Origin of the sequence: Rathayibacter sp. AY1D5 (genome assembly GCF_002932515.1) — a bacterium.
In the GTDB taxonomy this organism is placed as follows: Bacteria; Actinomycetota; Actinomycetes; order Actinomycetales; family Microbacteriaceae; genus Rathayibacter.
The window spans coordinates 1-22,325 of the sequence record NZ_PSVU01000027.1; the positions used below are offsets into that span (position 1 = coordinate 1).

Consider the following 22,325-nt stretch of genomic DNA (forward strand, 5'->3'; position numbering starts at 1 on the left):
GCCTCGGTCTCCGCGTCCTCGGCGGTGGCGACGCCCTCGATGTACTCGAGGATCGCGTCGCTGCCCTCCCACTCGTTGCCGTGGATGTTGCCGTTGAACCAGACCGGCACCTTGTAGCCGTCCATCAGCTCGGCGTCGGCGGCCGCGGCGGCGGGCTCGTACTTGAGCCGGTCGCGCCACTCGGCCTGCTGCGCGGTCTCGGCCTCGGTCTCGGGGGCGGTGACGGTGACCAGGTAGATGTCGCGGCCGAGGCCGGACTTCCCGACCACCTGGGTCGAGACCCGGTCGGAGCGGGCGGCGAGCGCGTTCAGCTGCGGCGCGATGGCGTCGTAGGGGGTGACTCCGCGCAGGAGCGAGGCGTCGGTCGGGTCGACGGGCACCTCGGTCAGCGGGGTCTGCTGCGGGTAGCTGGTCGGCACCGCGATCGGAGCAGACGGCGGACGCACGATGTCCACGCGGGTGTAGTCGGCGGGTGCTGCGGTCGTGGCGGTCGCCGGCGGGGCGACCAGGAGACCGCCGGCGGCGAGCGCGAGCGCGGCGCATCCGGAGGCGAGGGCGGTTCGAGATCTCAAGCGGAGTTCTTCCCTTGTCGAGGCGTGACGGAACGGATCGGGCCCCCGTCGGCGTCTGGATCTCCGAATCGGATGTGAACCCTCTCAGGAAGATAGAGGCTCCATGTTTCCGTCACGTGTCGGCCGGGTCACCTCCGCGAGATGCCTCCTCGGTACGCCTCGCCCGGCGACTCGAGTGCCCGAGTGGCATCCGGCGAGAGGAGGAAGGAGGGCCCGGTCAGAGGAAGAGGGAGAGGACGAGCGTGGCGCCGAGCGCGAGGACGGAGGCGAGGGAGACGCCGACGGTCACGGACTTGAGGGCGCCGCGGACCGACTGGCCGAGGAAGCTCTGCAGCAGCCAGAAGGTGTTCGAGGTGACGTGGATGCAGAACAGCGCGCCGGAGCCCGCGGCGAGTGCGATCAGCAGCGGGTCGAGGCCGAGTGTCGCGGCGACCGGCGCGACGACTCCGGCCGCCGTGATCGCCGAGAGGGTGACCGAGCCGACCGCGATGTGCAGCACGGCCGCCATCACCCAGACGAGCAGCAGCGGCGCGGTCGCCGAGGTCGAGAAGTAGCCCTTCAGGATCTCGCCGAGGTCGCCCTGCGCGATCACCGCGGCGAGCGCCCCGCCGACGCCGGTGAGCAGGAAGATCTGCCCGCCGTCCTGGAAGCCCTTGGCGACCGCCTTCTCCATCCGCGCGGTTCCCACGGTGGACCGGCCGACCACTCCGGTGCCGATCACGGCGAGGAGGAGCGCGATGACGGGGTTCCCGAGGAACTGCAGCACCGGCAGCTCGACCCCGGAGACGGTGAGCACCGCCTGCGCGGCGATGAGCAGGAGGGCGAGGAGCATGGGCGCGAAGAGGAGCAGGAGCGGGCGCTCGCGGGCGGCGTGGGCGTCCTGCGCCTCAGCGGGACCCGCCGCGTCCTCGACGGACGAGCCGGACGAGCCGCCCGACACCGCTCCGGCTCCGCCCGAGGACGCCCCGCCGCGCCCCCGCGCGCCGAACGACGGCAGCCGTCCGCCGTCCGCATCGGGCGACGCTCCCACCGTCGCGAGCCCGGTCGTGTCGTCGCGCACGACCAGCTGCTCGTCGCGCGCCGGGTCCCAGAAGCCGAGGCGGAACGCGAGCGACATCAGCAGGATCGTGACCACGACCGTCGGCGCCACCACCGCGAATCCGCCGAGCATCATCACGCCCAGCGGCACTCCGAGCAGCCCCGCGAGCGCGACCGCGGCGAAGCCGGGCACCATCATCACGATGCCCGTCTCGAGCCCGACGGCGAAGGTCACGGCGACGATGCCGGTGCCCGCGCGCCCCAGCCGCGGCGCGATCCGGCGCGCGAGCGGGGCCGCGATCACGATCAGCGCGTCGACGAAGATCGTCTGCAGGTAGGTGGCGAAGGAGAGGCCCAGCGCGTAGGGGATCCCGCGGCGGCCGAAGACGCGCAGCAGGCCCTCGACGAGCCGGACGACGGCGCCCATCTCGTTGAGCATCGCGCCGATGAGCACGCCCCAGCCGATCAGGAGGCCCGCCTCCATCATCACCTCGCCGAAGCCGGTGGTCATCGTGGAGACGGTGTCGACGGGGCCGAGCCCGGTGAGCAGGCCGATCGCGGCGGCTCCCACGGCCAGCGCCAGCACCGGGTTGAACCGGAAGCGCACGATCGCGACGACCACCACGACGATCACGAGGGCGACGACGCCCAGGGTGTACCACTCGGGCATGACGTCCTCCTCCGCCCGCGACTGCGCGTGCCGTCACACCCTAGGGGACCGCCGCGCACCCCCTCGCCCCCGCCGGGCACGGGGCCCTAGCGTGGACGCATGGCACTGACGCTCCCCGAGCCCCGACTCCCCTCCCTCCTCGACTCCCCCGTCCTGCGCTGGGGGGTGATCGCGCCCGGCTCGATCGCCGGCTCGTTCGTCGAGGCGCTGCAGAAGCACACCCGGCAGCGCGTGGTCTCGGTGGGCTCCCGCTCGCTGGAGCGCGCGGAGCGGTTCGCGAGCCGGTTCGGGATCGAGCGGGCCTCGGCCGGCTACGAGGCCGTGGTCGAGGATCCGGAGGTCGACGTGGTCTACATCGCCTCCCCGCACTCGGAACACGCCCGCCAGGCACTGCTCGCCATCGCCGCGGGCAAGCACATCCTGGTCGAGAAGCCGTTCGCGCCGACCCCGGGCGAGGCCGAGATGATCGTGCACGCCGCGCGCGACGCCGGAGTGTTCGCGATGGAGGCGATGTGGATGCGCTACCTGCCGCACATGGACGTCGTGCGGCAGCTGCTCGCCGACGGGGCGGTCGGCGCGCCCGCCGTCGTCTCGGCCGACTTCGGCGCCGCCTTCGACTTCGACCCCTCCAGCCGGATCTTCGACCCGGCGCTCGCGGGCGGCGGCCTGCTGGACGTCGGCGTCTACGCCTCCTCCTTCGTCTCGATGGTGGCGGGCACCCCGCAGAGCACCGTCGTCGCCGGCAGCATGACCTCGACCGGCGTCGACGCGACCGCGACGATCGTCGGCAGCCACGCGCACGGGGTGCAGTCGGTGGCCACCTCGACCGTGCTGGCCGACACCCGCCACGCGGCGAGCGTCGCGGGGCGGGCGGGGCGGATCGACGTGCACCCGTCGTTCTGGACGCCGGGCGGCGTGACGCTCACCCGCGGCTCCGAGAGCGGGTCGTGGATCGACGAGACGCCGCTCCAGGGCGGCGAGGGCCTCGCCTGGGAGGCGCTGCACGTCGCGCAGTACGTGACGGAGGGGCGCACCGAGTCGCCGCTGCACCCGCTCGACGAGGTGGTCGCCGTGGTGCGGACCCTCGACGACGCGCGCCGCCGGCTGGGCGTCTCGGTGTAGGGCGGGGCGGCGGGAGACCGCCGTTCCGGCCCTCAGCCCGCCGGCAGCTCGACGCGGAAGCTCGTGCGCCCCGGCTCGGACGCGACGAGGACGCGCCCGCCGTGGGCGTCGACGACCGCCGCCACGATCGCCAGGCCCAGCCCCGTCGATCCGGTCGTGCGCGCTCGGGAGGAGTCGCCGCGGGCGAAGCGCTCGAACAGCACCGGCACCAGCTCCGGCGCGATTCCCGGGCCGGAATCGGTGACCGTCACGACTGCGATCGGCCGCCCCTCCGACACCTCCTCGGCGAGCGCCGCCACGACCCGGGTGCCGGGGGGCGTGTGCACGGTCGCGTTCCGCAGCAGATTGGCGACCACCTGGTGCAGCCGGAAGCCGTCGCCGCGGATCTCGATCGGCTCCTCGGGGAGCTCGAGGTCCCACTCGTGGTCGGGGCCCGCGGCATGCGCGTCCGACAGCGCCTCGATCACGAGCAGCGTCAGGTCGACGGGCTCCTTCTCGAGGTCGCGGCCCTCGTCGAGGCGGGCGAGCAGGAGGAGGTCCTCGACCAGCGAGGTCATCCGGGTGGCGGCGGACTCGATCCGATCGAGGGAGTAGGCCGCCGACTCCGGCAGCTCGGGCCCGCCGCGCCGGGGCAGCTCCGCGTAGCCGCGGATCGCCGCGAGGGGAGTGCGCAGCTCGTGCGAGGCGTCGGCGACGAACTGCCGCACCTTGTCCTCGCTCGCCTGCCGCGATTCCAGCGCACCGGTGACGTGGTCGAGCATGCGGTTGAAGGCGGCGCCGACCCGGCCGACCTCGGTGCGGGTGTCGGCGTCCTCCTCCGGGACCCGCTCGACCAGCTCGACGGCGCCGCGGTCCAGCGGCAGCTCGGCCACGCGGGTCGCCGTCGCCTCCACCCGCTCCAGGGGCCGCAGGGCCACGCGGATGATCGCGGTGGCGACGAGGGCGACCAGCAGCATCGCCAGCAGCACCACCACGACGACCACCCAGGTGAGGGAGGCGAGCGTCTCGGCGACCTCGCCCAGGGGGACGCCGACGACGACCACGGAGCCCTCGACCGCCGCCGCGCGGACGCGGTAGGTCCCGAGGCTCCCGGGCAGCTCGATGGTCGCCTCCTCGCCCCCTGCGGCGACGGCCGCCGCGAGCACCGAGTCGGCCGGGTCCGAGAACTGCCGGCAGACCCCGTCGGCGTCGACGTAGGCGCCGATGAAGGAGCCGTCCGAGCCCTGGACGGCGGTGATGGTGCTGAGGTTCTGGCTCGGGCCGCCGCCGAAGGATCCGCTCGGGCAGGTCGTGGCCTGCTCGATCGCGCTCGACCCGCCGAAGCGGCTCGGCCCGTCGAAGTCCTGGAGGCGCGTGACCGACTGGCTGAGCGACGCGTCCGTGCTGCCGTAGAGGATCGAGCGGGCGGAGAGCACGCTGACCGCTCCCACGACGCCCGCCGTCACCGCGACGAGCGCGACCACGGCGACGACCATCCGCCGCCGCAGAGTCCACGGCGCGCGCCGGCCGCGGCGGGAGCTGCGGAGGGCGGAGCGGGTCGCGAAGTCGCCGAGCGACGGGCGGCCGGTGCGGCTCACTGGTCGGCGGGCTTCAGGAGGTAGCCGGCGCCGCGCACGGTGTGGATCATCGGCGAGCGGCCGGCGTCGATCTTCTTGCGCAGGTACGAGATGTAGATCTCGACCACGCTCGACTTGCCGCCGAAGTCGTAGGACCAGACCCGGTCGAGGATCTGGGCCTTGCTGAGCACGCGGCGCGGATTGCGCATCAGGAAGCGCAGCAGCTCGAACTCGGTGGCGGTCAGCTCGATCTCGTCGCCGCCCCGGCGGACCTCGTGGCTGTCCTCGTTCAGCACCAGGTCCCCCACGACGACCTCGGGGTCGTCCGCGTCGTTGGCGAGCAGGGTGCTGCGGCGGATGAGGCCGCGCATCCGGGCGACCAGCTCCTCGAGGGAGAAGGGCTTGGTGACGTAGTCGTCGCCGCCGGCGGTGAGGCCGGCGATCCGGTCGTCGAGCGCGTCCTTCGCGGTGAGGAAGAGGACCGGGGTCTCGCTGCCGTCCGCGCGGACCCGCTGCAGGACCTGGAGGCCGTCGATGTCGGGGAGCATCACGTCGAGCACGATCACGTCCGGTCGGAACTCGCGGGTGATCGTGATCGCGGCGCGGCCCTCGGCGGCGGTGCGCACCTCCCAGCCCTCGTAGCGCAGAGCCATCTGGAGCAGGTCGGTGAGGGTGCTCTCGTCGTCGACGACGAGGACGCGGATCGGCGTCCCGTCGGCCCGCTTCAGGCGGGTGCGCTGCGCGGGGGCGAGGTGCTTCGAGGGGGCCGGGGTGCTCATGACTCCAGTATCGGGAGTTCCCTATGGATCGGCTATGACCGGCCGATGCCGTCGCTGTGCGCTCCCGATGCGTCCTCCGCGGGATCGGCGTCGAGCTCCTCCGGAGCGATCGCCGCGGTGCGCGCGTAGCCGCGGACCCGCCGGTCGATGAAGGTCGCCACCCAGAGCAGGACGCCGATCACGAGCAGCACCCCCGCGATGCCGTACTGGGCGGTGTCGCGTCCCGAGGTGATCGGCAGCACCAGGTAGACGCAGGCGATCGTGCCCAGCACCGGCAGCACGGTGGGGGTCCGGAAGTGACGGTGCTCGACCGGCTGCCGCCGCAGCACCAGCACGGAGACGTTGACGACGGCGAAGACCGCCAGCAGGAGGAGCGACGTGGTCCCGCCCAGCAGCACCGCGATGGGGTCGGAGGGGTCGCGCGACACGTAGGCGGTGAGGAGCAGGGCGATCACCGTCGTGAAGAGGATCGCGGCCCACGGCGTGCGCCGTCCGCGCAGCACGTTCTGCAGGAACGGCGGCAGCACGCCCTGGCGGCTCATCCCGTAGAGCAGGCGGCTGGCCATCATCATGTTGATCAGCGCGCTGTTGGCCACGGCGAAGAGCGAGATGAAGGGCAGGAGCGTCGAGATCGGGAAGTCGGGCGCCGCGGCCTCGACGACCGTGACGAGCGGAGTGTCGTTGCCGGCCAGCTCCCCCACGGGGACGATCGCGACGGCGAGCGTGGACACGAGCACGTAGACCACGGCGGTGATGCCGAGACCCGTGAGCATCACGCGCGGGAAGATGCGGCTGGGCTCCTTCGTCTCCTCCGCCATGTTCACCGAGTCCTCGAAGCCGACCATCGCGAAGAACGCCAGCGAGGTCGCGGTGCTCACCGCGAGCAGCAGCGACTTGTCCTCCGGCGCCTCGAACGCGACCACCCGCGAGAAGTCGGCCTGCCCGCCGAACACCGCGAAGAAGCAGACGAAGATCACCAGCAGCAGGCCCGAGAGCTCGATCAGGGTGAGCACCACGTTCAGCCCGACGCTCTCGGCGACACCGCGCAGGTTCACCAGGGCGATGCAGACCATGAACACCAGCGCGATGCTCAGCCGCGTCCCCGCGCCGTCCCCGAGCCCGAAGCCGATCGCGAAGTTGCTCGCGAAGGCGCCCGAGGCGGCGGAGGCCGAGGTGATCCCGCTCGCCATCACGGTGAAGCAGACGAGGAACGTGACGAAGTGGATCCCGAACGCCTTGTGCGCGTAGAGCGCGGCGCCCGCCGCCTGCGGGTACTTCGTCACCAGCTCCAGGTAGGAGCAGGCGGTGAGCGTGGCGACGACGAACGCGATCACGAAGGGGAGCCACGCGGCCCCGCCCACCTCGGCCGCGACCTGCCCGGTGAGGGCGTAGATCCCGGTCCCGAGGATGTCGCCGACCACGAACAGCAGCAGCAGCTTGGGGCCGAGCACCCGCTTGAGCTCGGGCGGGGCGGACGTCTCTCTCGTGGCGGTCATCGTCGGCCCCTCCCGTTGCGGATGAGCGCGAGCCTACGACCGCGGGCACCGCCCCGGGAAGAGCGGGCGCCCGGGGAGCAGGAGCCGACGACACCCACCACTCTGCCGTCGCGCCGTGCGCAGCGCAGCCTCCACCTCGCCGGCGGGAGGCTGCGCGAGGCCGGCTGACCGGATGCTGCCACGGCCGGAGCCTGCCCGGACGTCCCGTGGGCCCCCGACCCTCCGCCCCGCGCGGAGCCGGGGGTCCGCCGCATGTCCGGATGCTGCCGTGCCCGAATGCTGATCTGGTGCCGCCGACGGGCCTCCGCGAGGCTCGGAGGACCACGACGAGAGGACGCACCATGACCGCCACTGCACCCGCCGCCACCCCGCACCTCGGCCCCGTCGCCGCCGGAGGCGCCCTCGCCTGGGCCGCGCTGGCCGCGCTGCTCCTGCTCGGGGAGCCGCACCCCGCGGCTGTCCTCGTGCTCGTGCTCGCGGCCGCCGCCGCGACCTCGCTGAGCGTCGTCGCCGTCGCCCGCCGGCAGCCCCCCGCCCGCCGCACCGGCGTCGTGATCGGTCTCCTCGCCCCCCTCCTCGCGAACGCCGGTCTCACTCCGCTCGCCGCGCTGGTCGGCCCGGCCGTGTTCGGAGCGGCGGCGCTGGTCCTCGCCGGTGAGCTCGCCGTCGTCGCGGTTCTCGCGCGGCGGCGCTGAGTGCGCGCCTCCTACACTCGGGAGGGTCGGGAGAACGGGGGGCCGCCGGTGCTGAGCGAGAACGCGATCGCGCTGTACCTGCACGCGTCCGTGCGCGGAGACTGGTCTCTCGAGAGCGCGTCGGACGAGCTCGGCGTCACCGTCGACGGCCTCCGCGAGGCGCGCGACGAGCTGATCGGGCTCCGGCTGCTCGCTCCGCTGCACGCGGGGGCGGAGTCGCTCGCCACGGCCGCGCCGGACATCGCCCTGGCCGAGCTGATCGCCGAGGACGAGCGGCGCCTCCTCGAGCTGCAGACCGGGATCACCCGCCGCCGCAGCGAGCTGATGGCCCTCGTCCCCGCCTACCGGAGCGCCCGCAGTGCCCTCGCCGCCGCGGAGCAGGTGGAGGTGATCGAGGACCCGGCGACCGTCCTCCGGCTGCTCCTCGACCTGCAGCGCGGAGCCTCGGAGGAGGTGCTGATCGCCGCTCCCGGCACCAGCAGCGTGGAGCGGCACGAGGCGAGCGACGCCGTCGACCGCGAGCTGCTCGGGCGCGGCATCGCGAGGCGGACGCTGTACCTCGACCGCCGCCGCGACAACGCGGCCCTCCGGCGCTCGGTCGCGGAGCTCGAGCCGCTGGGCGCGCGGTTCCGGACCCTCCCGGTGCTGCCCTTCCGGCTGGTGGTCTTCGACCGCTCCCTCGCGATCGTCGCCCGCTCCCGGGACGAGGACGACCGCGCCGCCCTGGTCGTCCGCTCCTCCGAGCTCGCGGCGACCCTGGCGCGCGTGTTCGACGCGGCGTGGGAGTTCGCAGCGCCCCTGCACGCGGCAGGCGCCGAGGAGGAGCCCTCCCTCTCCGCGGTGCAGCGGTCGATCCTGCAGGGCCTCGCCGCCGGGCTCACCGACGAGGCGCTCGCGGCACGGCTGGACCTCAGCGTGCGCACCTGCCGTCGGCACATCGCCGGTCTCTTCGAGCTGCTCGGCGCCGAGAGCCGCTTCCAGGCGGGCGTGCTCGCGGCCCGGCGGGGCTGGCTGCCGATCCGGCCGCGCTGACGCAGGCCGTCGGCGCGCTCAGCGCCGCGGAGCCGGGCGCCGTCCGTCGAGGGCCCGCTCAGCCCGCGTGCGCTCCGAGGAACGCGAGCGCCCGCGGCCAGGCGTCGGTCGCCGCCTCGGCCTGGTAGGTCTGCTCGTTCGCGTCGTTGAAGAAGGCGTGGCCCGCTCCCGGGTAGACGACGACCTCGACGTCCTTGCCCTCGGTCGCCTCGCGGAGGCGCGGCACCTGCTCGACGAGGGGAGCGTCCTGATCGCCCAGGAACGCCAGCACCGGCACCTGCAGCGCGCCGAGCTCCTCGGCGGACGCGGTGACGTGCCCGTAGAACGGCACGGCCGCCGCCAGCCGCGGCTCGGCCAGCGCGAGCGCCCACGAGAAGGTGCCGCCGTAGCAGAACCCGGTGACGGAGACGCTGGTCGCGCCCTCCTGGCGCAGGAGCCGCTCGACGAGGGCGCGGAGGATCGCGACGGTGCGCGTCGCGTGCTCCGGAGTGAAGACGGGGGCGAAGAAGGTGCGCAGCTCGACCTGGCGCGGCAGGCGCCGCACCGGGTGGTCGTAGTCGGCGCGCTGCTCCTCGTCGAGCTGCTCGAGCAGGCCGCTGTCGACCAGGAGCTCGGGGGCGACGACGCTGTAGCCCTCGGCCGCGTAGCGGTCGGCGACCGAGCGGATGTGCCCGTCGACCCCCCAGACCTCGTGGATCAGGATCAGCGCGCGGCCGCCCTCACCGCTGCGGTACACCGGTACGTCGTGCTCGGCCAGGGTCCAGGTCTCATCGCTCGTGGGCATGCTCGCACCCTAGCCCCGGACCCCGGGAGCACGCGTCGTCAGAAGTCGTACTCGCAGTTGCGGAGGTTCGCCACGTCCTCGGTGAGCGTCGGCTCCCCGCCGAGCAGGAACGCGTAGTTCTTCGAGTTGGAGGCCAGGAAGCGCAGCGTCGAGTCGTGCACGCAGTCGCGCTCGGTCAGCAGCACGGACGAGCCCAGGGCCGCCGCCGTCGTCGCTCCCGAGAGGGCGTCGGCGAAGGAGGACCCCGCGGCGAGGAAGACGCTGTCCTGCAGCAGCGACTGGGGGTAGGCGCTGTTCAGCTCGACGCTGGTCTCGTAGCGGTCGCGGCCGGCGATCCTCGAGACCGAGGGGGCGAGGCCGCGACGCTCGAAGTCCGCCACGTACGCGTCCCGGATCGAGGGGTCGCCGCCGAGGAACTCCACGTGCTCCGGCGCCAGATCGCGCACCGCGGTCGCGGTCGCGGAGTCGGCGCCCGAGGTCGCACCGTCGACCAGCAGCACGGGCTGCGCACGCCAGCCGGCGATCGGCGCGGCCGACAGGGCGTCGGGGAAGTTCGTGCCGGTCGCGACGAACATGTTCGAGTAGGGGCCGCTGCCGAAGGCGTCTGCGACGATCCGGCGGGAGGTGTCGTAGCGGTCCGTCCCGCCGATGCGCTCGGTGCCGCCGACGATCGAGCGGATCGCGGAGAGGACCCCGGGGCTCACGCTCAGCTCGCTGCCGACGACCACGACCCGCTCCGGGCGGAGGCGGCGGATCTCGTCGGAGACGACCCGAGGCAGGCGGTCGGGATCGGTGAGCAGGAGCGCGCCTCCGAGGGCGGCGGCGGCCGGGCCGGCGCTCAGCGCGTCCGGCCAGTTCGCCCCGCTGGCCACGTAGAGCACCGGGATGCCCGGGGAGAAGTAGCCCGTCGCCTCCACCGAGGTCGCGTAGCGGTCCGATCCGGCGAGGCGGCCGGTGTACTGCTGGTAGTCGCTGCTCAGCGAGAGGTCGATCCCGGCGGCCGATCCGCCCACCGGGACGCGCACGTCGCCCGCGTCGCCCGAGCGGAGGACGTGGTCCCAGTAGCTGTCGTCGATCACGTCGTCGCGGCTCGACGCCCGGACGAGGTAGTCGCCGGGGACGACCTGCTGGAACGAGTACGGGTTGTCGCCGCCCGTGATCAGGTCGAGCTCGCCGGTGCGGAAGTAGCCGTCGGTTCCCGGGTCGCGGTACCAGATGTCGACGCGCTGGTCGCCCGCGACACCGCTCAGGCGTCCCTCGAGCGACCCCAGCCGTGCGGTGCGCAGCTGCACGCCGGCCGCCGGGGCCTGAAGCGGCTCGGCGCTGCGGGCGACGGCGCTGCCGCCGGACCAGAGGTCGGCGTACAGGTCGGCGTCGTCCTTGATCAGCAGGTAGTAGGTCTGCCCGGCGGTCAGCCCGTCGATGCTGAAGGTGAGGTCGCCGGCGACGGAGTGGTTCCCGAGGAGCCCCGCCTCGCTCGACCAGACCTCGACGTTCAGGAGGGCGCCGCGGGGAGTGGTGGTCGCGATCGAGCCGTCGGCCTCCTCGACCACGACACGGCCGCTGATCGACGCCGCAGCGCTCGCACGGGCGGCGCTCGGCGCCTCGTCCGGCACGGCGGGCAGGGGGGACTCGGCGCTGGGCTGCCAGAGCGGCTGCCCCTCGGGGAGCACGATCGAGCGGGGCGCGTCGGAGGCGGCGCCGAATGCGGCGACGGGGGCGGCCGACGGCGCGGCCGCCGATGCGGCGGAGGCGAGCGGGCTGGAGGTGATCGCCAGGGCGGCGACGAGGACCGCGGAGGCGGCGGACCTCAGAACGAGCGGGGACACGGCGGAGTGCCTGCTTCCAGGAGGAGGTCGCCCTGCGGCCGACCCGGCGGAGGGGATCGCGCTCATGCTAGCGGCGGCCCGCGCCCCGTCGTCCTCCCCGATCAGGGGTCAGGAGACAGGCGGCGCGACGAGGATGTCGTCCCACTCCAGAGCGCGCTCGAAGCGGAAGCCGTGCCGCTCGTAGAGGCGGCGGGCGTCGCTGCGCTTCAGCACGTCGAGCCGGAAGGGCAGACCCGGCCGCGCCTCCTCCGCCATCACCCGACGCAGGACGGCGCCGCCGACTCCGCGTCCCTGTGCGTGCGGCGCCAGGTAGAAGTGCTCGATCCAGACCGCGTCCGGCTCGACCCGCGCGGCGATGCTCCCGGCGAAGGCGCCGTCGAGCTCGATCACCCGGGTGAGCTCGGGCCGGTAGCCGTCGAGGAAGCGGTGCCGCACGCGGTGCTCGTCGTAGCGGTCGAGCGTCTCGAGCGACGGGCGCATGACGACCGCGCGCAGCTCGGCGATCGCCGCGGCGTCCTCCGAGGTCGCGGGGCGGAGCGACCAGCCGGCGTCGTCGGCCACGGTCAGCGGCCGCGGGGCTTGCGGGTGCGCCGCACCGCCGGCGCGGACGCCTTGGCGCGGGCCGGCTTCTTCTTGCCGCCGCCGGTCCTCTCCGCCTTCTCGCGCGCCTCCCGCGCCTTCGCCTTGGCGGCCTTCGCCCGCGACTCGACCTTCGGCGTCGCGGCGGTTCCGCGCGTGGTGTTCGCGCTGCGGCCGCGGACGACTCCGATGAAGTCCTCGACGTCGTCGCCCTTGTCGTCCGTCACCCAGGCGAGGCGGACGGAGGAGGGAGCGACGCCGGTCACCGGCACTGCGGTCACGTCCTTGCGGCTGTGCACGCGCGCCACCGACTGCGGCACGATCAGAACGCCCACGCCGGCCGCGACCTGCTCGACCGCGTCGTCGAGGCCGGCCATGCGCGGCAGCGGGCGCCGCGAGCCGTCCGCGATCTCCTCGGCGACCGCGGCCCACTCGGGCACGTCCTCCGGGTCCTGGAGGAGGTGCTCGCCGGCCAGCTCCGCGACGTCGAGCTCCTCCGCGGCGGCCAGGACGTGCTCGCGGCCGACGACGGCGACGGGCTGCTCGTCGTAGAGGTGGATGGAGCTGAGGGCGGAGGAGGAGACGTCGCCGCGGACGAACGACAGCTGCGCGCGGCCGTCGAGCAGCGCCTGCTCCTGATCGCGCTCGGCGACGACGGTGATGCGCAGCGGGAGATCGGAGCGGCGCTGGCCCCAGACGCGGGTCCACTTGGTGGGGGTGACGCCGGGCACGAGGGCGACGGCGAGCACGGGGCCGGCGGGGACGGCGTCCTCGGCGTCGGAGTCGGCGTCGTCGGAGTCGGCGGCGTCGTCGACATCGCTGTCCCCGGCGTCGCTGTCCTCGGCGTCGAGGTCGGCGGAGTCGCCGTCCTCGGAGGCGCCGTCCGTGTCGTCCGACTCGGTTCCGGCTCCGGCGCCGACCGCACCCGATCCGGCCGACGCGTCGTCCGCCGTCGCGTCCGCCCCGCCCTCCGGACGCCCCTCCGCCTCGGGAGCGGCCTGCGGGTCGACGGTCTCGGGCTGCTCGCTCATCCCCTCAGGGTAGGTGGTCCGCGCCGCGCCGGTAGGGTTGCCGCATGGCCAAGGCGACACAGACGATGAAGGCTGCGACCGCGGCGAAGAAGCTGCAGGTCTACCTGCCCGCGACCCCGGAGGAGTTCCAGGAGTCGGCGATCACGCGCGAGCAGTACGACGAGCTCGCCGCGAACCCGCCCGCCTGGCTCGTGCAGCTGCGCGAGGAGGGGCCGCACCCCCGCTCCGTCATCGCCTCCCGGCTGAACGTCTCCATCTCGGGGCTCGCCCGCGGCGGCGTCACCGAGGCGCTGACCACTCCCGAGATCCAGGCCCTGCTCGACGAGGTCCCCGAGTGGCTGCGCGTCGAGCAGAACCGCTACGCGGAGGTCCGCCGCGAGCAGGCCCGCATCAAGTCCGAGCGCGCCGCCAAGGCCGCCGACTGATCGCTCTCCCGCCTGCAGGACCCCGATCCGGCGCGGGCGACGTGGCCTGCGGACCGGAGCGGGATCCCGCCAAGGGGAGCCGCGCGGCTACTGGTTCGAGAACGCGGCGTCGAACGACGCGGTCGGGGTCCTCCAGAGCAGCGAGCGGATGAAGCCGACGGCCTCCTTCGCGCCGTGGAGGCGGTCCATCCCGGCGTCCTCCCACTCGATGGAGATCGGGCCGGAGTAGCCGATCGACTCCAGCGCCCGGAACGCGTCCTCCCACGGGACGTCGCCGTGCCCCGTCGAGACGAAGTCCCAGCCGCGGCGCGGGTCGCCCCACGGCAGGTGCGAGCCGAGCACGCCGGCGCGGCCGTTCTTCGGGCGCAGGCGGGTGTCCTTGCAGTCGACGTGGTGGATCCGGTCCTTGAAGTCGACGATGAAGCCGACCGGGTCGATGTCCTGCCACATCATGTGCGACGGGTCCCAGTTGAAGCCGAAGGCCGGGCGGTGCCCGATCGCCTCGAGGGTGCGCACGCTCGACCAGTAGTCGTAGGCGATCTCGGACGGGTGCACCTCGTGCGCGTAGACCACGCCGTTCGCGTCGAACTCGTCGAGGATCGGGTTCCAGCGGGTCGCGAAGTCCTCGTACCCCTCGTCGATGACGGAGGCCGGGACCGGCGGGAACTGCGCCACGTAGGGCCAGATCTTCGAGCCGGTGAAGCCGACGACCACGTCCACGCCGAGCTTGCGGGCGACCCGCGCCGAGCGCTTCATGTCCTCGGCGGCGCGCTGCCGCACCCCCTCCGCGTCGCCGTCGCCCCAGGTGTAGTCGCGCACGAGTGCCTTGTGGCGGAAGTCGATCGGGTCGTCGCAGACGGCCTGGCCGGTGAGGTGGTTCGAGATGGCGAAGACCTCGAGGCCGTAGCGGTCGAGGATCTCCAGGCGCGAGGCTGCGTAGGCGTCGTCCTCGTCCGCGCGCTTGAGGTCGAGATGGTCGCCCGAGGCCGCGATCTCGAGTCCGTCGTAGCCCCACTCGGCGGCGAGTCGGGCGACCTCCTCGAAGGGCAGATCGGCCCACTGCCCGGTGAACAGCGTCACGGGGTGGGTGGCGGGGTAGGTCTTCTCGTCGCTCATGCGGCGATCTCCGTCCGGTCGTCGGCGGCGGGCACGGTCACCCAGGCGCCTGTCTCGGCCGCGTCGAGCACGGCCTCGGTGATGCGCGCCGCGCGGAGGCCGTCGGCGAAGGTCGGCAGACCCTCCACGTCGGTTCCCGCCACGGCGGCGTAGGTGTCGCGGGCGAACGCTGTGAAGGCGTCCTGGTAGCCCATCGGATGACCGCTCGGCACGATCGAGAGCCGGGCCGCATCGGGCGCGAGGATCGAGGCGTCGCGCGGCACCAGGAGGACGCTGTCGCGCCGGCCGACCCACAGCGTCTCGGGGAGCTCCTGCTCGAAGCGCAGCGACTCCTCCAGCCCGGACACCTCGAGCACCAGCTCGTTGCGGTGGCCCGCGGTGACCTGCGAGACGAGGAGCGTGCCGACGGCGCCGCTCTCGAGCCGGACGATCAGGCCGGCCACGTCCTCGGTGCTCACCGGGCGGCCGCCGCGCTCGGCGTGGACGGTGCTCGTGATCGCGGCGAGCGAGTCGATCCGGTCGCCGGTGACGAACTCCAGCAGGTCGACCAGGTGCGAGCCGATGTCGCCGAAGGCGCGCGAGCGGCCGCCGGCGGCCGCGTCGACGCGCCAGTTGTCGTCGGAGGCGCCCAGCAGCCAGTCCTGGAGGTAGCTCCCGCGGACGGTGACCAGGCGGCCGGTCTCGCCGGAGGCGACGCGGGCACGGGCCTCGCGCACCATCGGGTGGAAGCGGTAGGCGAACGGGACGGTCGCCACCACGCCGGCGGAGGACGCGGCCGCAGCTAGCGACTCCGCCTCCCGCAGCGTCGCGGCGAGCGGCTTCTCGCACACCACGTGCTTGCCCGCCTCGATCGCCGCGAGCGCGAGTGCGGCGTGCGTGGCGTTCGGGGTGCAGACGTGCACGAGGTCGATGCTCTCGTCCTCGATCAGGGCCCGGGCGTCCGGGTAGGCGCGCTCGACGCCGAGCTCGGCCGCCGCCCGCTCGCCCTTCTCCGGGGTGGAGGAGGCGACTCCGGCGAGCACCGCTCCGGCGCTGCGGGCCGCGCGGCTGTGCACGGCCGCCATGAAGCCGCCGCCGAGCACGCCGACGCGCAGGGGCGCGGGCATCAGGAGAGGGTCGCTTCGGTCGGGTCCCAGCTCTCGGGCAGTGCGGGGCGGGGCGTCGCGGAGCTGGTGACGAGGACCTTCTCGCCGGTCTCGGCGGCCTCGAGGAGCGAGAGCATCACGTCGGTGACGTGGTACGCGAGGTCTCCGGAGGCGGCCTCGGGGCGGTCGGCCCGGATCGCGCGGGCGAGCTCGAGCACGCCGGTGCCGCGGGAGGCGGTCGAGCCGGTCGCCGCGATGACCTCCGGCTCGGCGGACCCGCGGCGGTGCAGGGTGATCTCTCCCTCGTGCTGGTTCGGGTCGGGGAGGACGAGGGTGCCCTCGGAGCCGTTGATCTCGACGAAGCCGGTGCGCGGCAGGCTCGACTCGAAGCTCCACACGCCCTGGGCCGAGGCCCCGGACTCGAAGCGGAGCAGCCCGCCGATGTGCGTCGGGATGGTCACCGGGAACTCGGTGCCCTCCTTCGGGCCGGAGCCCACCACGCGGGTGGCGCGGGCCTGGGACGAGACGGCGGTGACGCTCTCGACGGGGCCGAGGTTCTGCACGAGCGTGGTGATGTAGTACGGGCCCATGTCCAGCAGCGGTCCGCCGCCCTCGGCGAAGAAGAACTCCGGGTTCGGGTGCCACGACTCGGGGCCGGGGCCCTGGAAGAGGGTGAGGGCGGAGAGCGGCGTGCCGATGGCTCCGCTCTCGATCACGCGCTGCGCAGTCTGGAGGCCCGCGCCCAGGAAGGTGTCGGGAGCGGTCGCGACGCGCAGCCCCTTCTCCTTCGCCAGCGCGAGCAGCTCGATCCCGCTGTCGCGGTCGAGCGAGAAGGGCTTCTCGGTCCACACGTGCTTGCCCGCCGCGACCGCGCGGCGCGCGACCTCGACGTGCGCGGCCGGGATCGTGAGGTTCACGACGATCTCGATGCCCTCGTGCGCGAGGAGCTCCTCGACGGTGCCGGAGGCGGGGACGCCGAAGGCCTCGGCCTGGGTCCTCGCCCGCTCGAGGTCGATGTCGGCGACGAAGAGCACCTCGAGGTCGGGGAAGACGGTGAGGTTGGTCAGGTACTGGGTGCTGATGTTGCCGGCGCCGATGACGCCGACGCCCACGCGGCCGGTGCCGCTCATGCGCCGAGCCCCGAGACGTAGCGGTGGGCCGACTCCAGGCCCTCGAAGATGTCGCCGGCGTAGGCGTCGAACTCCAGCACGGGCAGGGCCTGCGGAGCGGCGGCGAGGATCGCCGGGACGTCCATCGCGCCCTCGCCCGCGGGCAGCTGCTCCTGGGTGTCGGCCGAGATCGGGCCGTCCTTCACGTGCAGGAAGCGCACCTGGTCGCCGAGGCGTCCGAGCACCTCGACCGGGTCGTCGCCGCCGACGGCCGCCCAGTAGGTGTCGAGCTCGAGGACCATGCGCGGGTCGAGCAGGCCCGCGAGGTGCTCGAAGGCGCTGCGGCCGTCGACGCGGTTCTCGAACTCGAAGGCGTGGTTGTGGTAGCCGAGCACCAGGCCGCGGGCGGCGGCGGAGTCGACCAGCGCGTTCAGCTCGTCGGCGATGCGGGCGACGTCGTCCGCGGTGGTCCAGCGGGTCGGGTCGACGAAGGGGTCGATCACGGTCTCGACGCCGAGCGAGGCGGCCGTGTCGAGGATCTCGTCGACGGTGGCGTCGCCCTGCGGGCCGAGGAGGCGCGCGTGGGCGCTGGGAGCGCGCAGTCCGCTGGCCGGGAGCGCCGCGCGGTAGGCGTCGGCCAGGTCGACGAACCCGAAGAGCTCGACCGTGGTGAAGCCGATCGCCGCGAGGCGGTCGAGCGTGGCGGGCAGATCGGCCGCGAGCGGCTCGCGCACCGAGTACAGCTGGACAGAGAGGTCTGGGGGTGTGGCCACCGGTGGGGCTCCTGATCGCATCGGAAGGTGTGCCTCGAACCCTACGCGGACTTTTGCTCACGGACAAGCAAAACTAGCCCTGCGCGCCCGCCAAGTCGGGCACCCGCCGCACAGAAGCACGGGCGCTGTGGTTGACTCTGGCCATGTCCCCGCGCCGCCGCATCACCGTCAGCGCGGTCGGCGAGCTCCTGCTCCTGCTGGCCGACGGGGCGCCCCGGACGCGGGCCGACGTGGTCGCCGAGACGGGCCTGCCGCGCGCGGCCGTCTCCGCCCAGCTCGACGTCCTCACCGCCTCCGGCCTGGTCGCCCGACAGGACGACGCCCCCTCCTCCGGCGGCCGTCCCGCCGCCCGCGTGGCCTTCGACCCCCGGGCGCGCAGCCTCCTCGCCGTCGACCTGGGCGCCGCGCACGCCGTCGTCGCCCTGACCGACCTCGACGGCACGGTCCTCGCCCGCCGCCGCGAGAGCATCGCCATCGCCGACGGCCCCCTCGCCGTCCTCGGCCACGCCCTCGACGTCGCCGCGGCCCTGCTCGACCGGACTCCGGCGGCCGGCCCGCTCGCGGGAGTCGGCGTCGGCGTCCCCGGACCCGTCGAGCACGCGACGGGCCGCCCGGTGAAGCCGCCGATCATGCCCGGCTGGGACCGCTTCGACATCCCGGAGTTCGTCGGCCGCCGCCTCCCCGTGCCCGTCCTCGTCGACAACGACGTGAACCTGCTGGCGCTCGGCGAGCACGCCGACCACTACGCCGACGTCGACGACCTCCTCTACGTGAAGGTCTCCACCGGCATCGGAGCCGGGATCGTCAGCGGCGGCGCCCTGCAGCGCGGAGCCCTCGGAGCGGCGGGAGACCTGGGCCACGTGCAGGTCCCCGGCGACCGCGGCGAGGCCGACCTCGAGGCGATCGCGAGCGGCTCGGCGATCGCCCGCCGCCTGACCGAGTCCGGGATCGACGCCGCCAGCACCTCCGACGTCGTCACCCTGCTGACCGGCGGGGACCCCACCACCGTCGAGCTCACGCGCGCCGCGGGCCGCGACATCGGCGAGGTGCTCGCCACCTGCGTGAACCTCCTGAACCCGTCCGTCATCGTCGTCGGCGGCAGCATCGCCCAGGCCAGCCACGAGGTCCTCGCCGGGGTCCGCGAGGTCGTCTACCGCCGCTCCCTCCCCCTGGCGACCCGCGCGCTCGACATCGTGCAGGCCGCGGCCCAGGGCGGAGGCGTCCGCGGTGCCGCCCTGATGGTCCGGCGCCACCTCCTCTCCCCCGCGCACGTCGACGCCTTCCTCGACGCCTGAGCCGCCGGCGCGAGCCGTCGCGCCCCGGTGAGACGCCGCGGGTCGGCGTGCCGATTCGACCGGGCGCCGCAGGGGGCAGAGAATGAATCGGTGCCCGACCTGCAGCTCTCCTTCCCCTGGGAGACGCAGCCCGTCTTCACGGACGCCGAGCCCCCGCACCTCCGGAGGGTCGTCGCCGACTCCTCGGACCGCGTCGCCTGGCTCCGCGCCCGCTCGCGCGGCATCACGGCGACCGACGTCGCCCGCCTCTCCTCCCCCGCCGCGATCGGCAAGGCAGCGCTCGACAAGCTCTACGGCACCGGCTTCGGCGGCAACGCCTTCACCGACCACGGCCGCGCCCGCGAGCCCGAGATCGCCGCCTGGGTACGGAGCGAGCACGCGATCGAGCCCAGCAGCACCCTCTTCCACGCGAGCCAGGAGCGGCGCCACCTCGCCACGCCCGACGGCATCGGCCTCCGCGAGGACGGCCGGCTCGAGCTCTGCGAGATCAAGACCACGACGAAGCCGTGGCGGAGCATCCCGCGCCACTACCTGCGGCAGGTCTTCTGGCAGCAGTACGTCCTCGGCGCCGAGCGCACGCTCGTCGTCTGGGAGCAGCACCGCGACTTCGTGCCGATCGAGGGCGAGCCGAACTCCCGCTGGGTCGACCGCGACGAGGACGAGATCCACATCCTCGTCCGCCTGGCGGGGATGCTGATGGCCGAGCTGCACGAGCGGACGCGCGCCCGGTGACGGTCCTCCTCCTGCACGGCCTGGGCGGCGACCGCTCCCAGCCGCTGGGGCTGCTGCGCTCCGCCCTCCCCGCCGGCAGCGAGGTCATCGCTCCGGACGTCCGCGCCCACGGCGCCTCCGAGCTGCTCGGCGCGCCCGGCGACTTCGCCCTCGAGGCGCTCGCCGACGAGGTGACGGAGGAGGTCGTGCGCGCCGGAGCCGCGCACAAGCCGCTCACGGTGCTCGGCATCTCGATGGGCGCGGCGATCGCCCTGCGCCTCGCCGTCCGACGCGTGCTGCCGATCGACCGCGCCGTCTTCGTACGTCCCGCCTTCACCGCCGAGCCGCTGCCCGAGAACCTCACCGTGTTCCCCGTCATCGCGCAGCTGCTGCACGACCACGGCGCGAAGCGCGGCGAGCGGATGTTCCGCGCCTCGGGCCTGTTCGCGCGCGCCGCCGAGGTGTCCCCCGCTTCGGCGGAGGCGCTGACGCTGCAGTTCCGCTCCCCGCGCGCGGCCGAGCGCGCCGTCCGGCTCGCCCAGATCCCGCGGAACGCCGCCTACCGCGACTCCGGAGAGCTGGGCGAGGTCATCGCGCGCACCCTGGTGATCGCGGCCGAGCGCGACCCCGTGCACCCGGTCGAGGTCGCGGAGGCGTGGGCTAGGGCTCTTCCGGATGCGGACTGCGAGCGGGTGCCGTCGCGGGACGAGGGCTTCGCCGCTCAGCAGGACCGGATCCGCGGGCACGTCCGCGGCTGGCTCGCTCAGCGCTGAGGTCCTCGAGCGCGAGCACCAGGCCGACGAACGCGAGCCAGAGCACTGCGATCGCCGTCGCCACGAACTCGAGCGTCCCGCCGAGCCGCAGCCACACGCGCAGGAGCGACAGGATCCCGCCCGTCCCGGCGACGACCGCCACCGAGATCCCGGCGGCGAGCGAGAGCCGCGCGACCGCCGGGCGCCCCCGCACGGTCGCCAGCTGGAGCATCGCGGCGCAGGCGGCCCCGAAGCCGAGCACGGCGGCCGAGGTGTGGATGAGGTCCTGCCAGCGGAAGGCCGGCCCGACCGGCAGCGGGCAGCCCGCCGTGCAGGTCACCTGCGAGGCGAGCGCGAAGCAGGCGGCCGCCAGGAGGATCGCGCCCGCCGGGCGGAGGGCGGGGAGCAGGCGGGCGCGCACCGGCCAGGCGCCCGCGGCGATCAGCGCGCCGCCGGCCGCCACGAGCAGAAGAGCGGCCTCGAAGGCGCCCGCCGTCGGCAGGTCCGGCGCGCCCATCTCGCTGACGTAGACCCAGCGGCTGGTGCCGATGCTGATCCGGGCGGCCAGGAGGACCACGAGCCCGGCCAGGACAAGGAGGGCACCGCCGACCAGCAGGGTACGTCGGCGTCGCATCCCCTCATCGTGCCAGACCGGGCGCCCGCGGCTCCGCGCGCCAATCTTCTCCCGAGGGTGACACCCCCGTAACAGCGCCGACTCATTGCCTCGATTGACTGGTCGCGGCGTCGGATGCGGGGATCGGGGGCGACGTCCTCGGCACGCTCCACCCGCACGCCTCAGCGACAGGAAAGGCGACGATGCACACCAGCGCGCTCGGGCACGGCCTCGCGATCGGCGAGATCCCGGAGGAGGTCGTCCTCCCCGACACGATGACGGCGGCGGTGATCGACGCGCCGGGCGACGCCTCCGCCCTGCACCTGGCGACCGTGCCGACCCCCTCCGCCATCAACGCCGAGTTCACCGTGAAGGTGGTCGCGGCCGGCGTGAACCCGCTCGACGCGAAGACGCGCGCGGGCCAGGGGGTCGCCTCGCAGATCGCCTCCTACCCGGCGGTCCTCGGCCACGACTTCTCGGGCGTCGTCGTCTCGAGCCCCTACCCGGCGCATCCGCTGCGGCCGGGCGACGAGGTCTACGGCTTCGTCATGGTGCCGCGCTACTCGGGCTCCTACGCGGAGTACGTCAGCGTGCCGAGCGTCTCCATCGCGCGGAAGCCGTCGACGCTCTCGCACGTCGAAGCGGCCGGCGTCCCGCTCGCGGCGCTCACCGCCTGGGGCATGGTCGTCGAGCTCGCCAAGGCGCACGAGGGCCAGCGGATCCTCATCCACGCCGGGTCGGGCGGAGTCGGCCACTTCGCGGTGCAGTTCGCCGCCTACTTCGGCGCCTCGGTGATCGCGACCGGCTCGACCCGCAACCTGCAGTGGCTGCACGAGCTCGGCGCCGCGCAGGTGATCGACCACACGGCCGAGCGCTTCGACGAGCTGCTGTCCGGCGTCGACGTGGTCATCGATCTGGTCGGCAACGTCCACGACGACACGGGCTCGCGCTCGCTGAGGGTCCTCCGCCCCGGGGGCCTGATCGTTAACGCGCCCACCGGGAGCTGGCCCGGGCTCTTCGAGGAGGCGGCCGCTGCGGGCGTGCGCGCCTCCACCTACCGCGTCGCTCCCGACGGGGCGACCCTGGGTGTGGTCTCGCGCCTTCTCGAGTCGGGCGACGTCCGCGTCTTCATCGACGGCATCTTCCCCCTCGCCCGCGCCTGCGAGGCGCACGAGCAGCTCGAGACGGGCCACACCCGCGGCAAGATCGTCCTCACCGTCTCCGAGGGCTGATCTCCGCGAGAGGCCGCTCCGGTACGCCACG

22 protein-coding genes are annotated in these 22,325 nt (G+C 74.0%); 8 read left to right on the top strand and 14 right to left on the bottom strand.

Features of this window, described 5'->3' with window-relative positions:
* Nucleotides 1-572: M14 family zinc carboxypeptidase (locus C5C82_RS09645; protein WP_258066061.1), on the bottom strand; the 572-nt coding region annotated here is incomplete at its 3' end.
* A gap of 217 nt (nt 573-789) precedes the next feature.
* Nucleotides 790-2,280 (bottom strand): GntP family permease, encoded by a 1,491-nt coding sequence (locus tag C5C82_RS09650; protein WP_104258303.1) that lies wholly within the window; start codon nt 2,278-2,280, stop codon nt 790-792.
* Between the two features lie 99 nt (nt 2,281-2,379).
* On the opposite strand from C5C82_RS09650, the gene C5C82_RS09655 reads away from it, so the two are divergent.
* Nucleotides 2,380-3,402 (top strand): Gfo/Idh/MocA family protein, encoded by a 1,023-nt coding sequence (locus C5C82_RS09655; protein WP_104223651.1) that lies wholly within the window; start codon nt 2,380-2,382, stop codon nt 3,400-3,402.
* Between the two features lie 32 nt (nt 3,403-3,434).
* Here the strand turns inward: C5C82_RS09655 and C5C82_RS09660 are convergent, their stop codons facing one another.
* From C5C82_RS09660 to C5C82_RS09670, 3 genes are read right to left on the bottom strand one after another with little or no spacing between them, the layout of a single operon-like run.
* On the bottom strand, nt 3,435-4,979 hold the full coding sequence (locus C5C82_RS09660; RefSeq protein WP_219814833.1) for a cell wall metabolism sensor histidine kinase WalK: 1,545 nt from the start codon (nt 4,977-4,979) through the stop codon (nt 3,435-3,437).
* On the bottom strand, nt 4,976-5,737 hold the full coding sequence (locus tag C5C82_RS09665) for a response regulator transcription factor (RefSeq protein WP_104223650.1): 762 nt from the start codon (nt 5,735-5,737) through the stop codon (nt 4,976-4,978). The genes C5C82_RS09660 and C5C82_RS09665 overlap by 4 nt, the downstream gene beginning before the upstream one ends.
* 32 nt (nt 5,738-5,769) lie before the next feature.
* Nucleotides 5,770-7,233 (bottom strand): APC family permease, encoded by a 1,464-nt coding sequence (locus C5C82_RS09670; RefSeq protein WP_104227060.1) that lies wholly within the window; start codon nt 7,231-7,233, stop codon nt 5,770-5,772.
* Nucleotides 7,234-7,574: 341 nt separating this feature from the next.
* Here C5C82_RS09670 and C5C82_RS09675 point away from each other — a divergent pair, with 341 nt between their 5' ends.
* Together C5C82_RS09675 and C5C82_RS18040 are read left to right on the top strand one after the other, a co-directional pair.
* Entirely contained in the window at nt 7,575-7,928 is a 354-nt protein-coding gene (locus C5C82_RS09675) for a hypothetical protein (protein WP_104315557.1), read from the top strand.
* Between the two features lie 48 nt (nt 7,929-7,976).
* On the top strand, nt 7,977-8,960 hold the full coding sequence (locus C5C82_RS18040; protein ID WP_104354977.1) for a helix-turn-helix transcriptional regulator: 984 nt from the start codon (nt 7,977-7,979) through the stop codon (nt 8,958-8,960).
* A gap of 58 nt (nt 8,961-9,018) precedes the next feature.
* Here C5C82_RS18040 and C5C82_RS09685 read toward each other — a convergent pair whose 3' ends face one another.
* The 4 genes from C5C82_RS09685 to C5C82_RS09700 all read right to left on the bottom strand — a co-directional run bounded on the left by C5C82_RS09685 (nt 9,019) and on the right by C5C82_RS09700 (nt 13,183).
* Nucleotides 9,019-9,744 (bottom strand): dienelactone hydrolase family protein, encoded by a 726-nt coding sequence (locus C5C82_RS09685; protein WP_104354978.1) that lies wholly within the window; start codon nt 9,742-9,744, stop codon nt 9,019-9,021.
* Nucleotides 9,745-9,782: 38 nt separating this feature from the next.
* Entirely contained in the window at nt 9,783-11,573 is a 1,791-nt protein-coding gene (locus C5C82_RS09690; RefSeq protein WP_104354979.1) for a cell wall-binding repeat-containing protein, read from the bottom strand.
* 108 nt (nt 11,574-11,681) lie between these two features.
* Nucleotides 11,682-12,134, bottom strand: a complete 453-nt coding sequence (locus C5C82_RS09695; protein ID WP_244230509.1) for a GNAT family N-acetyltransferase — start codon at nt 12,132-12,134, stop codon at nt 11,682-11,684.
* Nucleotides 12,135-12,136: 2 nt separating this feature from the next.
* Nucleotides 12,137-13,183 carry a LysR substrate-binding domain-containing protein gene (locus C5C82_RS09700; RefSeq protein WP_104354980.1) on the bottom strand — a complete coding sequence of 349 codons (1,047 nt, stop codon included), beginning with the start codon at nt 13,181-13,183 and terminating at the stop codon, nt 12,137-12,139.
* Nucleotides 13,184-13,227: 44 nt separating this feature from the next.
* On the opposite strand from C5C82_RS09700, the gene C5C82_RS09705 reads away from it, so the two are divergent.
* Nucleotides 13,228-13,608, top strand: coding sequence for a DUF5997 family protein (locus C5C82_RS09705; RefSeq protein ID WP_104223641.1), 381 nt, complete (start codon nt 13,228-13,230; stop codon nt 13,606-13,608).
* A gap of 87 nt (nt 13,609-13,695) precedes the next feature.
* Here the strand turns inward: C5C82_RS09705 and C5C82_RS09710 are convergent, their stop codons facing one another.
* Genes C5C82_RS09710 through C5C82_RS09725 form a run of 4 tightly spaced genes read right to left on the bottom strand, consistent with a single transcriptional unit; the run spans nt 13,696 to nt 17,691 of the window.
* Nucleotides 13,696-14,724 carry a sugar phosphate isomerase/epimerase gene (locus C5C82_RS09710; RefSeq protein WP_181067905.1) on the bottom strand — a complete coding sequence of 343 codons (1,029 nt, stop codon included), beginning with the start codon at nt 14,722-14,724 and terminating at the stop codon, nt 13,696-13,698.
* The gene (locus C5C82_RS09715; RefSeq protein ID WP_104354981.1) at nt 14,721-15,830 is read right to left on the bottom strand and encodes a Gfo/Idh/MocA family protein; all 1,110 of its coding nucleotides are present in this window, start codon (nt 15,828-15,830) and stop codon (nt 14,721-14,723) included. Before C5C82_RS09715 ends, C5C82_RS09710 begins: the two co-directional genes overlap by 4 nt.
* The gene (locus C5C82_RS09720; protein WP_104354982.1) at nt 15,830-16,939 is read right to left on the bottom strand and encodes a Gfo/Idh/MocA family protein; all 1,110 of its coding nucleotides are present in this window, start codon (nt 16,937-16,939) and stop codon (nt 15,830-15,832) included. Before C5C82_RS09720 ends, C5C82_RS09715 begins: the two co-directional genes overlap by 1 nt.
* A complete protein-coding gene (locus tag C5C82_RS09725; protein WP_258059739.1) occupies nt 16,936-17,691 on the bottom strand; it encodes a sugar phosphate isomerase/epimerase in 756 nt (251 codons plus the stop codon). Before C5C82_RS09725 ends, C5C82_RS09720 begins: the two co-directional genes overlap by 4 nt.
* Before the next feature lie 143 nt (nt 17,692-17,834).
* On the opposite strand from C5C82_RS09725, the gene C5C82_RS09730 reads away from it, so the two are divergent.
* The 3 genes from C5C82_RS09730 (at nt 17,835) to C5C82_RS09735 (ending at nt 20,470) form a co-directional block, all read left to right on the top strand.
* Nucleotides 17,835-18,986, top strand: coding sequence for an ROK family transcriptional regulator (locus tag C5C82_RS09730; RefSeq protein ID WP_104354983.1), 1,152 nt, complete (start codon nt 17,835-17,837; stop codon nt 18,984-18,986).
* Nucleotides 18,987-19,085: 99 nt separating this feature from the next.
* Complete coding sequence (locus C5C82_RS17295) at nt 19,086-19,718, top strand: YqaJ viral recombinase family protein (protein ID WP_104223661.1); 633 nt, start codon at nt 19,086-19,088, stop codon at nt 19,716-19,718.
* Entirely contained in the window at nt 19,715-20,470 is a 756-nt protein-coding gene (locus C5C82_RS09735; protein WP_159939686.1) for an alpha/beta fold hydrolase, read from the top strand. Before C5C82_RS17295 ends, C5C82_RS09735 begins: the two co-directional genes overlap by 4 nt.
* Here the strand turns inward: C5C82_RS09735 and C5C82_RS09740 are convergent.
* On the bottom strand, nt 20,358-21,083 hold the full coding sequence (locus C5C82_RS09740; RefSeq protein ID WP_104223635.1) for a DUF998 domain-containing protein: 726 nt from the start codon (nt 21,081-21,083) through the stop codon (nt 20,358-20,360). The two genes, C5C82_RS09735 and C5C82_RS09740, sit on opposite strands and share 113 nt — an antisense overlap.
* 182 nt (nt 21,084-21,265) lie before the next feature.
* Between C5C82_RS09740 and C5C82_RS09745 the strand changes: the two genes are divergently transcribed.
* Nucleotides 21,266-22,294 carry an NADP-dependent oxidoreductase gene (locus C5C82_RS09745; protein WP_374953867.1) on the top strand — a complete coding sequence of 343 codons (1,029 nt, stop codon included), beginning with the start codon at nt 21,266-21,268 and terminating at the stop codon, nt 22,292-22,294.
* Nucleotides 22,295-22,325 lie beyond the last annotated feature (31 nt).

Bases quoted from the DNA above. Each gene is read 5' to 3' on its own strand.
- C5C82_RS09650 (WP_104258303.1), bottom strand. From the start codon at position 2,280: ATGCCCGAGTGGTACACCCTGGGCGTCGTCGCCCTCGTGATCGTCGTG.
- C5C82_RS09665 (WP_104223650.1), bottom strand. From the start codon at position 5,737: ATGAGCACCCCGGCCCCCTCGAAGCACCTCGCCCCCGCGCAGCGCACC.
- C5C82_RS09730 (WP_104354983.1), top strand. From the start codon at position 17,835: ATGTCCCCGCGCCGCCGCATCACCGTCAGCGCGGTCGGCGAGCTCCTG.
- C5C82_RS09720 (WP_104354982.1), bottom strand. From the start codon at position 16,939: ATGAGCGGCACCGGCCGCGTGGGCGTCGGCGTCATCGGCGCCGGCAAC.
- C5C82_RS09685 (WP_104354978.1), bottom strand. From the start codon at position 9,744: ATGCCCACGAGCGATGAGACCTGGACCCTGGCCGAGCACGACGTACCG.
- C5C82_RS09740 (WP_104223635.1), bottom strand. From the start codon at position 21,083: ATGCGACGCCGACGTACCCTGCTGGTCGGCGGTGCCCTCCTTGTCCTG.
- C5C82_RS09715 (WP_104354981.1), bottom strand. From the start codon at position 15,830: ATGCCCGCGCCCCTGCGCGTCGGCGTGCTCGGCGGCGGCTTCATGGCG.
- C5C82_RS09655 (WP_104223651.1), top strand. From the start codon at position 2,380: ATGGCACTGACGCTCCCCGAGCCCCGACTCCCCTCCCTCCTCGACTCC.
- C5C82_RS09670 (WP_104227060.1), bottom strand. From the start codon at position 7,233: ATGACCGCCACGAGAGAGACGTCCGCCCCGCCCGAGCTCAAGCGGGTG.
- C5C82_RS09700 (WP_104354980.1), bottom strand. From the start codon at position 13,183: ATGAGCGAGCAGCCCGAGACCGTCGACCCGCAGGCCGCTCCCGAGGCG.
- C5C82_RS09675 (WP_104315557.1), top strand. From the start codon at position 7,575: ATGACCGCCACTGCACCCGCCGCCACCCCGCACCTCGGCCCCGTCGCC.
- C5C82_RS09705 (WP_104223641.1), top strand. From the start codon at position 13,228: ATGGCCAAGGCGACACAGACGATGAAGGCTGCGACCGCGGCGAAGAAG.
- C5C82_RS09710 (WP_181067905.1), bottom strand. From the start codon at position 14,724: ATGAGCGACGAGAAGACCTACCCCGCCACCCACCCCGTGACGCTGTTC.
- C5C82_RS09745 (WP_374953867.1), top strand. From the start codon at position 21,266: ATGCACACCAGCGCGCTCGGGCACGGCCTCGCGATCGGCGAGATCCCG.